11 protein-coding genes are annotated in these 12,611 nt (G+C 69.0%); 6 read left to right on the top strand and 5 right to left on the bottom strand.

The window, feature by feature from the left end:
• Positions 1-17: 17 nt before the first annotated feature.
• The 5 genes from IPN47_06595 to IPN47_06615 form a co-directional block, all read right to left on the bottom strand.
• Complete coding sequence (locus IPN47_06595; protein MBK9407710.1) at positions 18-446, bottom strand: ribulose bisphosphate carboxylase small subunit; 429 nt, start codon at positions 444-446, stop codon at positions 18-20.
• A 119-nt stretch (positions 447-565) separates the two neighbouring features.
• Positions 566-2,026: a form I ribulose bisphosphate carboxylase large subunit gene (locus tag IPN47_06600; GenBank protein MBK9407711.1), complete on the bottom strand. Its 1,461-nt coding sequence runs from the start codon at positions 2,024-2,026 to the stop codon at positions 566-568.
• Between the two features lie 363 nt (positions 2,027-2,389).
• The gene (locus IPN47_06605) at positions 2,390-4,063 is read right to left on the bottom strand and encodes an amidohydrolase family protein (GenBank protein ID MBK9407712.1); all 1,674 of its coding nucleotides are present in this window, start codon (positions 4,061-4,063) and stop codon (positions 2,390-2,392) included.
• An 87-nt stretch (positions 4,064-4,150) separates the two neighbouring features.
• Entirely contained in the window at positions 4,151-4,783 is a 633-nt protein-coding gene (locus IPN47_06610) for a response regulator transcription factor (protein ID MBK9407713.1), read from the bottom strand.
• A complete protein-coding gene (locus tag IPN47_06615; GenBank protein ID MBK9407714.1) occupies positions 4,780-5,496 on the bottom strand; it encodes a sensor histidine kinase in 717 nt (238 codons plus the stop codon). The genes IPN47_06610 and IPN47_06615 overlap by 4 nt, the downstream gene beginning before the upstream one ends.
• A 241-nt stretch (positions 5,497-5,737) precedes the next feature.
• Here IPN47_06615 and IPN47_06620 point away from each other — a divergent pair, with 241 nt between their 5' ends.
• From IPN47_06620 to IPN47_06645, 6 genes are all read left to right on the top strand, one after another.
• The gene (locus IPN47_06620) at positions 5,738-7,096 is read left to right on the top strand and encodes a M20/M25/M40 family metallo-hydrolase (protein MBK9407715.1); all 1,359 of its coding nucleotides are present in this window, start codon (positions 5,738-5,740) and stop codon (positions 7,094-7,096) included.
• Positions 7,097-7,155: 59 nt separating this feature from the next.
• Complete coding sequence (locus IPN47_06625) at positions 7,156-7,833, top strand: SDR family NAD(P)-dependent oxidoreductase (GenBank protein MBK9407716.1); 678 nt, start codon at positions 7,156-7,158, stop codon at positions 7,831-7,833.
• Between the two features lie 424 nt (positions 7,834-8,257).
• Positions 8,258-9,679, top strand: a complete 1,422-nt coding sequence (nirK, locus tag IPN47_06630; GenBank protein MBK9407717.1) for a nitrite reductase, copper-containing — start codon at positions 8,258-8,260, stop codon at positions 9,677-9,679.
• A 21-nt stretch (positions 9,680-9,700) separates the two neighbouring features.
• Positions 9,701-10,519 carry a formylglycine-generating enzyme family protein gene (locus tag IPN47_06635; GenBank protein ID MBK9407718.1) on the top strand — a complete coding sequence of 273 codons (819 nt, stop codon included), beginning with the start codon at positions 9,701-9,703 and terminating at the stop codon, positions 10,517-10,519.
• On the top strand, positions 10,516-11,148 hold the full coding sequence (locus IPN47_06640) for an SCO family protein (GenBank protein MBK9407719.1): 633 nt from the start codon (positions 10,516-10,518) through the stop codon (positions 11,146-11,148). Before IPN47_06635 ends, IPN47_06640 begins: the two co-directional genes overlap by 4 nt.
• Before the next feature lie 37 nt (positions 11,149-11,185).
• Positions 11,186-12,592, top strand: coding sequence for an alginate export family protein (locus IPN47_06645; GenBank protein ID MBK9407720.1), 1,407 nt, complete (start codon positions 11,186-11,188; stop codon positions 12,590-12,592).
• Positions 12,593-12,611: the final 19 nt, after the last annotated feature.

Here is a 12,611-nt window from a genome sequence, read left to right on the forward strand (position 1 = left end):
ACTGGGGGCGCCGGTGCCTAACGCGAACGCCCGTACCGCTCGCCCGCCGGGGCGTCGGTGGCGTAGCTGTGCGTCGAGTACCGCACCTGGCGGTCACTCGCTTCCTGGCGGTCGAGGCGGAAGCCCGGCTCGTGCGTCGGCCGCTGCACGAGGAACGAGAGCGCTGTCGTCTGCCGCCCCGGCGACCGATCGTAGCCGCTGATGCGGATGTAGTGCTCGGGATACCGTTCGCGGCACGCCTTGAGCTCGAGCATGACCCCCGATGCGTCGCGGATGTCGAACATGGGAAGGCCGAACATGTCCCAGTACACGTTCCGCGGATGCGGGTCGTCGGTGTACTCGATGGAAATCGGCCAGTCGTTGTCCAGGCAGTATTGCACCTGGGCCTTCACCTGATCGTCGGTGAGGTCGGGGAGGAAGCTGAAGGTGCCTTGGGTGATGCGCATGGCTATCTAGAAGACGAGAAGACGAGAAGACGAACGAACGAGAGACGAGGACGAGAGGACGAGAAGACGAGAAGATGCGGGCGAAGCGAGCAGCCCAGCGAACGCTGGGGTCCACCGACCTAGCTTGGGGTGACTACCGCATCCGGCACATCCGTGCTCTGGAAGTCGAACGTGATGTCCTTCCAAATCTCCAGCGCCTTGCGCAGGGAAGGGGACCACTGCGCGGCGGCGGCCAGGATGTCGGGGCCTTCATTCAAATAGTCGCGTCCTTCGTTTCTCGCCTGGATCATCGCTTCCACGGCCACACGATTGGCCGTCGCCCCTTCGGCGATGCCGTCGGGGTGGCCGATGGTGCCGCCGCCGAACTGGAGCACCACGTCCTCGCCCAGGAAGTGCAGGAGCTGGTGGATCTGCCCGGCATGGATGCCGCCAGATGCAACGGGCATCACCGCCGGCATCGAGGCCCAGTCCTGCTCGAAGTAGAGCCCGAGCGTCGGGTCGACGGGCACGTGGTTGTCACGCAGCGTCTTGTAGTAGCCCTTGGTGGTGCTGGGATCGCCCTCGAGCTTGCCGACGACCGTCCCCGCGTGGATGTGATCGACCCCCGCCAGGCGCATCCACTTCGAGATCACGCGGAACGAGACGCCGTGCGTCTTCTGCCGCGTGTAGGTGGAGTGGCCGGCGCGGTGCAGGTGGAGGATCACCCCGTGCTTGCGCGCCCACTTGGCCATCGACTGGATGGCCGTGTAGCCGATGGTGAGGTCGATCATGACGATGACGCTGCCGAGCTCCTTGGCGAAGTCGGCGCGCTCGTACATCTCCTCCATCGTCCCGGCGGTGATGTTGAGGTAGTGCCCCTTCACCTCGCCCGTCACCGACTGCGCCTTGTTGACCGCCTCCATGCAGAAGAGGAAGCGATCGCGCCAGCGCATGAAGGGCTGCGAGTTGATGTTCTCGTCGTCCTTCACGAAGTCGAGGCCACCACGCAGGGCTTCGTAGACCACGCGACCGTAGTTGCGCGCCGAGAGGCCGAGCTTGGGCTTGGTGGTCGCGCCTAACAACGGGCGCCCGTACTTGTTGAGGTACTCGCGCTCCATCACGATCCCGTGCGCCGGCCCCTGGAAGGTCTTGGTGTAGTGGGGCGGGATGCGCATGTCCTCGAGGCGGAGCGACTTGAGCGCCTTGAAGCCGAAGACGTTGCCGATGATCGACGACGTCAGGTTGGCGATCGACCCTTCCTCGAACAGGTCGAGGTCGTAGGCGATGTAGGCGATGAACTGGTCGGTGCCGGGGACCGGGTCGACGCGGTAGCACTTGGCCTGGTACTTCTCGTGCGCGGTGAGGCGATCGGTCCAGACGACCGTCCACGTGGCGGTCGACGACTCACCGGCGATGGCCGCCGAGGCTTCGATCGCGTCGACGCCGTCCTGGGGGACGAGACGGAAGGCACAGAGGATGTCGGTCGGCTTGGGCTCGTAGTCGGGCTGCCAGTAGCCCATTTCCGCGTACGGAGTGACCCCCGACGCCCAGCGGTTCTTGGGGGCGCCGTCGGCGCCGCGTGCTCCAGAGTGTCCCGCCATGAATCGTCCCCGAGGTCGCGCGTAGAGGTAGGATGGTGGCGCTCGGGCGTGCCCGAGCCCGCCATGTGAATTATTTCACAAGCCCACGCCTAAGCTCTATCCCGCGCGAGACGCACACCATGACCCATCGGGGGGTGCTGGGCTGCCCGGACGGATAGGGGACTAGACGTATCCCCTTGCCGACGCCCCCGGCGTGCCCTCAGTGCGACGGGGTGAGGCGACCCAAAAGCTCTACACGGAGGTTCACGGAGGATTCACGGGGGTTCACGGAGGGGCCCGGCGAATCGCTGATCTCCTCCGTGTACCCCCGTGTTACCCCCGTGAACCCCCGTGTCATGCTTTTCAAACGGCCGCACGACGAGCCTACTCCCTCGCCGCCCCTCGCTGCTCGTGCACGACCTGGCCGCCGAGCATGGTCAGCACGCTCATCGTCGCCGGTAGCTTGTCGGGCGTCACGGTGAACAGGTCCTGCGACAGCACCACGAGATCGGCCAGCATCCCCGGCGCGATCGTCCCGCGTTCCCGCTCGGCAAAGGCCGCGAACGCCGCTGTGCGTGTGTAGGCAATCACCGCCTGCTCGCGCGTGAGTGCCTCGGACGGGACGTTGGGGTGCAGTGTCGCCAGCATCACGTTGAGCCCCGGCTCCAGCGGGCCGTCGCTGCCGATGGCGAGCGTCACCCCGGAGTCGAGCAGCGAGCGCATCATGTCGATGCGTCGCAGTCGCTCGGCCCCCCATCGCGCGTGCATGATCTCGGGGATGGCCAGGTGCGCCGGGTTCTGCACGACGATGATCCCCAGCTTCTTGATGTCGGCGAGCTGGTCCCGGCCGAGTGCGTCGGCGTGCTCGAGCCGCGGCCGCAGGGCGCGCCAGGCGCTGTCCGGCCCCTCGGCGCGCATCGCCGCGATGACGAGGGCGATGGTGCTGTCCCCAACGGCGTGCAGCATGGGCTGCTCACGGCGACGCAGCGCGTCGCGCACGATGGCGCGCAGGGTGTCGAAGGGGAAGTTGGCCCGCCCGTACCACCCCGGCCGGTCGGCGTACGGCCGCCGCATGAGCGCGAGCTGCTCCACCGGCGTCCCGTCGAGCACCCACTTCACGCCGGAGATGTGCATGGTGGGGGCGAGCGCGGTGTCGGCACCGCTCACGCGCCAGTCGTTTGAGATGACGGTGCGCCCCGCGGGGATGGGAAAGCGAATCACCCGATGGTGGGGGCGCATGGCGCTCGCCCGCCGCGCCACGGCGCGCGCCCGGTCGAGTTCGTAGCCCACGGTCATGTCCTGCACCGAGGTGATCCCCATCGCCAGGATTTGCTCCCCGTAGCGTTGCACCGACCGCGCGAAGAGCGAGTCGCCCCGCGCCCTCCCCAGGCGGCGCTGCGTGCCGTAGATCGCGTATTCGTCGATGCGCCCGGTGGTGCGCCCCGACGCGTCGCGCCCGAGCCACCCGCCTAACGGGTCCGGGGCTTCGAGGAGCCCGGTCTCGCGCATGGCGCGCGTGTTGAGCACGGCGCCGTGCCCCGACCAGCCGTTGATCCACACCAGGTGGTCGGGGACGACGGAGTCGAGGACGAAGCGCGTGGCGCGCGGATCATCGAAGACGCGCCCGCCAACGCTCGACATGAGCCACACATCCTTGGGGGTGCGCCTGGCGACGGCCGCGAGTGAGTCGAGCAGCGGCTGCAGCGCCGGATCGGGCGTGGGCGACGGATCGACGGTCACGTCGACCGAGCGCGGCCCCGAGAGCCCGACGTGCGCGTGCGCATCGTCGAAGCCCGGGACGACGGTGCGCCCCTCGAGTGCGATCCGTCGGGTGCGCGCGCCGGCCAGCCGCTCGATCTCGGCGGTGGTCCCCACCGCGACGATGCGGTCGCCGCGCACCGCGATCGCCTGCACCCACGGCTTCGCCGGATCGCTGGTGAAGACCTTGCCGCCGGTGAGGATCACATCGGGGGCGCCCCCCTGGGGCGACACGACGCGCAGGGGGAGGGCGCAGCACACGAGCGCCGCGCAGAGGAGTCGGACCGCGCTTCGCACCATGGCGCACCCACCTCGGAAAAAGATGAAGGGATGAGGAGACGCACGGCTCGCTGTCTCCTCATCCCACAACTCGGCTGCACGACTGCGTTAGCGTCGCGGCGCGCGCTCGCGCAGGTACACCGCCACGGCTTCGGTGCGGTTCCCGACGCTCAGCTTCATGTACAGGTTCTGCAGGTGGAACTTGACGGTGTTCTCGCTCACCCGGAGCCGCCGCGCGATCTCGGCGTTGGTGGCCCCTTCGGCCAGCAGTGCGAGCACCGACTCCTCGCGCTCGGTGAGCTGGCGCGGGTCCGACGACGTCGACTTGCCTAACAACCAGCGCTTGGCCGCCAGCGGGAAGACGAGCTGCCCGCGATAGACCTGGCGGATCGCGTCGACCGTGTTGCGCGGCGGGTCGGTCTTGAGCGCGTAGCCGTCGGCCCCGCCGTCCAGCGCGGCGCGCATCGACGTCCCGTCGCCGTACGCCGAGAGGACGAGGACGCGCACCGGGATCTTCTCGGTGCGGATGCGTTCGAGGCAGGCAAGCCCGCTCATCGTCCCCATCTCGAGGTCGAGCACGACGACGTCGGGGCGGTGGGCGCGGAGCTGGTCCATCACCTGTGCGCCGTCCGTCGCCGCCCCCACCACCTGCATGTCGGGTTGCGAGTCGAGGAGCGAACGCAGCCCCTCCAGCACGAGGGCGTGGTCGTCGGCGAGCAGGATGCGAAGGCGCGGTGTCATATGGCGTCGACCTCGACGGTCACGCGCGTCCCCTTGTCGGGGGCGCTGGAGAGTTCAAAGGAGCCGCCGATCATCTCGACACGGTCGCGCATCCCGCGCAGCCCGAAGTGCGATTCGCCGAGGGCGTCGGTGGTGTCGAAGCCGGCGCCGTTGTCGATGATCTCCAGGCGAAGGCGCGGACGGGGACCGGTGCGCACGGCGCGCAACGAGACGTTCACCTTGCTCGCGCCGCCGTGGCGGTAGGCGTTGGAGAGCCCTTCCTGCAGGATGCGATAGAGCGCGATACGCACGGGGAGGTCTTCCTGCGGGAGCTCCTCATCGGCCTCGATGGCGATCTGCGTGTCCGTCAGGTGCTCGTGCTGCAGGAGCAACTCATCCACGAGCTGGCGCAGCGGGCGATGCTCGAACTCCGGGGCGCGGAAGGCGCCGATGAAGGAGCGCACCTCGGTGAGCCCGTCCTCGAGCAGCTTCCGGATGCGGTCCTTGCGCTGCAGCACCTCGGCGTCGACGTCGGGCGAGCGCTGCAGCGCCGCCTCCATGAGGTCGAGCTGCGACAGGGCCGCATACATGTGCTGCACCGGGCCATCGTGGATGTCGAGGAGGATGCGCTGGAGCTCCCACTCGGTGATGGCGAGCATGCGACGCGAGGCGCCAACCTCGCGCGTCCCGGCGTCGGGGCGTTCCTGCGGGTTCGGAGCAGTTGGTGAGGTCACGCTTGTGCTGCCTCCGTGAGTGACACGTGTGACATGGCCGACGTTGGCGTCCCGCGACGTGGGAGGAGGCGTCGCAGGGGCGCCGAACGGCACCTGACGACAATGTGCGCGGTCTCATCGATTCCTGCGAGGGGATGAGGCACGACAGTTCGTCGCCCCTCGCGGGACGCCGCGCGCCGCGTGGTTCCTCTGGTCGGTGACCTGGGCGCTCGCTAGGCTTGAAGCAGCCCCCGTGAACCCCATGACGACCGACGCACCGAAATCCACCGATCCGCTGATCGACGAGACCGTCGCCCACCTCCAGGCGCTGGTGCGCCTCGACACGAGTAATCCCCCGGGGCGCGAGATGGCGGTGGCGCGCTACCTGGATACGGTGCTCCGCGAGGCAGGGGTCGAGACGTGGCTGGACGAGCCGGCGCCCGAGCGCGCCGCCTTCATCGCCCGCATCCGCGGCGACGGCTCCCAGCGCCCGCTGCTCCTGATGGCGCACATGGACGTGGTCGGGGTCGAGGCGGCGAAGTGGTCGGTCCCCCCGTTCGGCGCCGAGATCCGCGACGGCTACCTCTACGGGCGCGGCGCGATCGACGACAAGGGGATGCTCGCCTGCAACCTGATGGCGATGCTCCTTGTTAGGCGCGCCATCGTCGCCACCGGGACCCTCCCCACGCGTGACGTCATCCTCCTGGCCACCTCCGACGAGGAGACCGGGGGGATCTTCGGGATCGACTGGGTCCTGGAGCACCGGCGCGACCTGGTGGAGGCCGAGTACGCCCTCAACGAAGGGGGGCGCGTGCGGGTCGTCGACGGGCGCGCGCTCTACGCCGCCGTGCAGTGTGCCGAGAAGGTGCCGCACAACGTGATCGTCACGGCGCGCGGCCCCGGCGGGCACGCGGCGGTCCCCCACGGGGGCAACGCGATCACCCGCCTGACGACCGCCATCGCGCGCATCACGGCCCACGAGGAGCCGCTCGCCCTCGGCGCGGTGACGCGGCAGTTCTTCGATGCGCTGTCGCACGTCTGGCCCGACGCCACGCTGCGCCGCGCCATGGCCGACGTTGCATCTGGCGACCCGGCGCGCGTGGCCACGGGCGAACGTACCCTGTCGGGGACACCGTCGATGAACGCGGTGCTGCGCAACGGCATCTCCCCCACGCTCATCAGCGGCGGGACGCGCTCCAACGTGATCCCCACCGAGGCCGAGGCGACGCTCAACATCCGCACGCTCCCCGGCGACTCGATCGAGGATGTGATCGAGCGCATGCGCGCCGTGGTGGGCGACCCCAACGTGTCGTTCCGCGTGCGCGCCAGCGGCGACGACGCGCCGGAGTCGCCGATCGACTCGCCCATGTATCGGGCCATCGTCGACAGCGTCGCCGCGCTCGACGGCCGCATCCGCACCGTCCCGTATCTCAGCACCGGCGCCACCGACTCCGCCACGCTCCGCAAGGCGGGGATCCCCTGCTACGGCATCCTCCCGTTCCCCCTCACGCAGGAGGACGAGGACCGCATGCACGGCCACGACGAGCGCGTGAGCCTCGACGCGCTCGGCTTCGGCGTTCGGCTGGTGCACGGAATAGTCCAACGGATGACTCGTGTGTAGCCGCTCCCACTCGTCTTCCCGTCTTCCCGTCTTCCCGTCTCCCCGTCTTCTGAATTCCCATGCCCACCGCCGTCATCACCGGAGCCAGCAAGGGCATCGGCCGCGCCATCGCCCTTCGGCTCGCCCCGTCCTACGACATCGTCGCCCTCGCCCGCTCCGAGGATGCGCTGCGCTCGTTAGGTGCGGAGATCGCCGCCAAGGGAGGGCGATGCACCGCCATCGGTGTCGACCTGCGCGACCCGGCGGCGATTGCCACCGCCCTCGACGGGGTGCACGCCGACGTCCTCGTCAACAACGCCGGCGTCCTGCACAAGAAGGCGTTCATCGACCTCACGCCGACCGAATGGGCGGAGATGATGGACGTCAACGTGAACGCCATCTACCACGCCACGCACGCCGTCCTCCCGGGGATGATCGCCAAGGGGGCCGGGCACGTGATCAACGTCTCGTCCATCGCCGGGCGCAGCGTCATGGTCGGCGGGAGCGGCTACAACGCGACCAAACACGCCGTGCAGGCGCTGAGCGAATGCCTCATGCTCGAGGTGCGCGACTACGGGGTCAAGGTCTCGCTGGTGATGCCGGGATCGGTCGCGACCGAGCTTTCCCCTGGCGGCTCCAAGGTGGAATGGGCGCTCCGCCCCGAGGATGTCGCCGAGACGGTGGCGCAGATCCTGTCGATGCCGGCGCACGCCCTGACGTTCATGGTCGAGGTGCGGGCCGCGCGGCCGCGAAAGTAGCGCGTCGTCCCGTCCAACGGAGTCTCGGGAGATCCGGCTCCGGCGGCTGAACCTCGAGCCTCGTGGGCGGTGCTGCCGCACCACGCGGGCACGCGTCCAACGCCCGAGGGCACGGGCGACTTTTCGTGTGATTGCAGCGCGAGGCCGTGGTGTCGTCCGGTCTCGCGCGCGTCGTGTCGTGTTCCCTGACAGAATCCCAGGGAAGATCCCTCACGTCCGTCAGAAGCATCTCCGACGTGTATTTCACACATCGATATGATCTTTGCAGGCCGTCGCCGCTCCCCTACGGCGCACGCCAACCCTGCCGCTCGCGCAGCGCCCGACCCTCCACCCAACGGAACCACACGTGGAACACACAACCGTCGCCGTCACCCATCGGAGCAGCACGCGCACAGGGCAGTGCTTTGCAGCTGCGTGTCTCGGATTGATCCTCGTGGCATGTTCCTCGGCTGACGCGCCGGCGTCCCGCGATCCGCTCGCTGGCCGCGGCAGCGGTGCCCTGCCCGTCGAGACGCTCCAGGTGGCGTTTGCCCCCGCGGTTCCCAAACCCATCACCAGGACGTCACCCGCCAAGATCGTCATCAACCTCGAGACGCGCGAAGTGCGCAAGCGACTCGCCGACGGCGTGGAATACACGTTCTGGACGTTTGGCGGCTCGGTGCCCGGTCCCATGCTGAGGGTGCGCGCGGGCGACGAGGTCGAGTTCCATTTGAACAACCACCCGTCCAGCAAGATGCCGCACAACATCGACCTGCACGCCGTCACTGGACCGGGCGGCGGGGCGGCCGCTTCGTTCACGGCGCCGGGGCACAGTTCGCAGTTCTCCTTCGCGGCACTCAATCCGGGGCTCTACGTCTACCATTGCGCCACCGCGCCGGTCGGCATGCACATCGCCAACGGCATGTACGGCCTCATTCTCGTCGAACCCGCCGAGGGCATGCCCAAGGTCGATCGCGAGTTCTATGTCGTGCAGAGCGAGTTCTACACGGCCGGGCGGCATGGGGAGGCTGGCGTGCAGTCCTTCGACATGGAGAAAGCACTGCACGAGGATCCCGAATACGTCGTCTTCAACGGTTCGGTGGGGGCGGTGGCCGGCGACAATGCACTCAAGGCGAACGTCGGCGAGACGGTGCGCATGTACGTCGGCAACGGCGGCCCCAATCTGGTGTCGAGCTTTCACGTGATCGGCGAGATCTTCGACAAGGTCTACACCGAGGGTGGATCCGTGGCCAACCAGCGCGACGTGCAGACCACGCTCGTCCCCGCCGGTGGCTCGGCGATGGTCGACATGAAGCTCGATGTACCGGGAACCTTCATTCTCGTGGATCACTCGATCTTCCGCGCCTTCAACAAGGGCGCGCTCGGCATGCTCAAGGTCGAGGGGGGCGAGAACAAGACGATTTACTCAGGCAAGCAGAATGACCTGGTGTACCTCCCCGAGGGAGGTGCCGTGCAGGCGGTGCCGAACGAGGCGAGCGCCGCCCCGGAGCGCGAACTCCCACGCAACGAGCTGCTCGCTCGCGGCCAACAGGTCTTTGCCGCCAATTGCGCGGCCTGCCACCAGCTCGGCGGGGAAGGGGTCCCCGGGGCGTTCCCGCCGCTGGCAAAGAGCGACTTCCTGATGGCGGACAAGGATCGTGCGATTGGTGTGGTGATGCGCGGGCTGTCGGGGGAAATCTCCGTGAACGGTCAGAAGTTCAACGGCGTGATGCCGAGTCTCGCCCTCAGCAACACCGACATCGCGGCCGTGTTGTCGTACGTGCGGACGAACTTCGGCAACCGCGCCACGGACCTCGTGTCGTTGCGCGATGTCCAGCGTGTGCGCGCCGCGCGTCCGAAGCCCTGACGGGAGCGCAACGTGCGGTTGGTGTCGTCACGTGCACTGCGTGCCTGCTCGATCATGCTCGTGCTGTGCGGCGGCGCCTGGCGCGCCGCCGCGCAGTCGCCCGCCGTTCACCGCTACCGCACGGTGACGGAGGGTCACGTGCGCCCGTTCTACCTCGCGGGGGTCGCGGACACGGGGCTAGCGGTGGCGGCGTACCAGCTCGCCGAACGCGCCGTGAGCAACGCCGACTTTCTCCGGTTTGTCATCGCCAGGCCAGAGTGGCGGCGGTCGCGTGTGGCGCGCATCGCAGCCGATCCTGCCTATCTGCGACACTGGATGGGCGATACCGTGCTCGGCCCAGGCGTGGCGGCATCGGCGCCGGTCGTCAACGTGTCGTGGTTCGCGGCGCACGCGTACGCCGAGTGGAGCGGCGCGCGCCTCCCGACCACGGCGGAGTGGGAGCTGGCAGCCGGTCGCTTCCGGCGCGCGCTTGGCGGCACGACCGACCGTCTGCAGGCGCTCCTGCTGGAGACGTACAGTGCGCAAGCGTCGGGTGCGACGGCGAGCGCCACCCTCCGCCTGACGAGCGATGACGGAGTACTGGGGCTGCACGGCGGGCCCTGGGAGTGGGTCGACGACTTCAACGCCGTCGTCACCAGTGGCGAGTCGCGCGGCGACGGCACGCCAGATGACGGCCTGTTCTGCGCCGGCGGCGCCGCGCTTTCGGCCGATCCCGGCAACTACGCGGCTTTCATGCGCTACGCCGTCCGTGGATCGCTGCGAGGCTCGTATGCGCTGGCGACACTTGGGTTCCGCGTGGCGCGTGACGCGGCGCCACTTCGGTCGAGAGGCAAACGATGAAAAGCAACATGTACACGCCACGCTTGGCACTCATGATCGCCGGCGCCCTGCTGCAGCTCTCCGCCGCCGCGCAGGCGCAGGCGCAGGCGCGGGCACGGGCGCGGGACGAGACGAAGGCCCTCCCCGATCATTCGCTCTACCGCCTCACCGGCCGATGGACCAACCACGACGGCCGCTCGCTCGGGCTCGCCGAGCTGCGCGGCGAGACGGTGGTACTCGCGATGGTGTACACCTCCTGCACGATGACCTGCCCGCTCATCACCCGGGAGATGCAGTCGGTGCAGCGCGCGCTCCCGCCCGACGTGCGCCCACGCGTGCGATTCGTGCTCGCCTCGTTCGACCCGGCGCGCGATTCGGTCGGCGCGTTGCGGCGCCACGTGGAGAAGATGGCGCTCGACGCGCGGTGGCTCGCCTTGCGCGGCGCGCCGCCGGATGTGCGACAGCTCGCCGTGCTCCTGAACGTCAGCTACCGTCAGCTGCCAAGCGGGGACTTCGACCATTCGAACATCATCAGCGTGCTCGACGCGGACGGCGTGCTGCGCTTCCAGTCGCCGCGCGTCCCCGGCGACCGCGAGGCGCTGGGCAAGGCCGTCGTGGCGGCAACACGGACGCCTGCTTCTGCCCGTTAGCTATCCTCATCATTGCTTCCTTGTCCGGGCCCTTCCCATGCGTGCCATTCCCGCGTTGCTCTGCGCGACCGTGTGCACCCTGGCCGGCGGGATGTGCATCGCCTCGCCCGGGCAGGCCCAAACGGCGCCACGCGCGTCGCGCCCCCCCTTCGAGAACCTCCGCTTTCGCGAGAACTGGGCGGAGGCGCCCAGTGGCGATCCGCTGGATCCGCTCAAGCACATAACGCTGAGCAACCGCGGCGGCGCGTGGCTCTCCCTGGGGGGGCACCTGCGTGTGCGTGGTGAGTCGGTCCGGCATTTCCTCGGTGGAGGGACTGGGACGCGCACCGATGCCTTTCTCGCGGTGCGCGCGCACCTGCACGCCGACCTCCATCTGGGGACGCACCTGCGCGGCTTCGTGGAAGGACGCGTGGCCGACGTGGCCGGGCGCGAACTGCCAGGCGGGGCGCGCCCCCTGGATCGCAATCGCGGAGACCTTGGCAACGCCTTCGTCGAGCTGGCGGGCACGCTGAGCGGCGCTCGCGCCGCAGCGCGGTTCGGCCGTCAGGAGTTGCTCCTGGGGCGCGAACGCATCATCTCCCCGCTCGACTGGGCCAACGTGCGTCGGGTGTTCGAGGGAGGGAACGTGGAGGTTCGGCGCGGAGCGCTGGCGTTCAGCGCCTCCTCGGTTCGTCCGCTCGTGCTGCGCCCGCTCCGGCGCGACATCGCCGACGACGTCACGCGCCTCTGGGGCACGACGGTCGCATGGCAGCCGGCGCGAGGTGGGCGCGTGTTGGAAAGCGCGGTGTTGGTGAAGTCGGTGCGCGGGGTGGGAACGCCCCCGCAGGCAAGACGGGCCACCGCGACGACGCGCCTCGTCACGCCCATCGTGCGTCCCGATCTTGCCCTCGAGGTCGAGGGCGGTGTCCAACGCGTGGAGGGGACGGGCGGCGCCACCTGGGCGACGATGTTCGCCACCGATCTCACGTGGTCGCCAGCGCGACCGGGGTCGCCGTCTGTCACCATTGGCCTCGACCGCGCGAGCGGCACACGAGCGGGAGTGCCGGCACAGAGCGGCACGTGGGATCAGTTGTATCCGCTGGGACACGCATACGCGGGGTTCGCTGACGCCTTGGGGCGTCGCAACCTGATGGAGGAGCGCATCGTCACGCAGTTCTCACCCACTCCATTCGTTCGGATCAGGACGTCGGCGCACGCCTTTCAACGCGCGTCGGCGGCCGACGCCGCGTACGATGTCGCGGGGGGGATCTTCCGATCCGCGAGCGCCACCGCGACGTCGCGCGACGTCGGCAAGGAAATCGACGTCACGCTGCAGTGGCGGCTGGCGTCGCACCTGCGCGTGGACGGCGGCCTCGCGCGGTTCACACCTGGCCGGTTCCCGCACCAGACTGGGAGTGCGCTCCCGTACTCGTGGATCTTCTCGTCAATCACCGCGACATTCTGATCACGTACCGCGCTCGTCC

This window comes from Gemmatimonadota bacterium (assembly GCA_016719105.1).
Classification (GTDB): Bacteria; Gemmatimonadota; Gemmatimonadetes; order Gemmatimonadales; family Gemmatimonadaceae; genus SCN-70-22.

Coding starts and splice junctions, on each gene's coding strand:
- IPN47_06595 (MBK9407710.1), bottom strand. CDS start 446: ATGCGCATCACCCAAGGCACCTTCAGCTTCCTCCCCGACCTCACCGAC.
- IPN47_06600 (MBK9407711.1), bottom strand. CDS start 2,026: ATGGCGGGACACTCTGGAGCACGCGGCGCCGACGGCGCCCCCAAGAAC.
- IPN47_06605 (MBK9407712.1), bottom strand. CDS start 4,063: ATGGTGCGAAGCGCGGTCCGACTCCTCTGCGCGGCGCTCGTGTGCTGC.
- IPN47_06610 (MBK9407713.1), bottom strand. CDS start 4,783: ATGACACCGCGCCTTCGCATCCTGCTCGCCGACGACCACGCCCTCGTG.
- IPN47_06620 (MBK9407715.1), top strand. CDS start 5,738: ATGACGACCGACGCACCGAAATCCACCGATCCGCTGATCGACGAGACC.
- IPN47_06625 (MBK9407716.1), top strand. CDS start 7,156: ATGCCCACCGCCGTCATCACCGGAGCCAGCAAGGGCATCGGCCGCGCC.
- IPN47_06640 (MBK9407719.1), top strand. CDS start 10,516: ATGAAAAGCAACATGTACACGCCACGCTTGGCACTCATGATCGCCGGC.
- IPN47_06645 (MBK9407720.1), top strand. CDS start 11,186: ATGCGTGCCATTCCCGCGTTGCTCTGCGCGACCGTGTGCACCCTGGCC.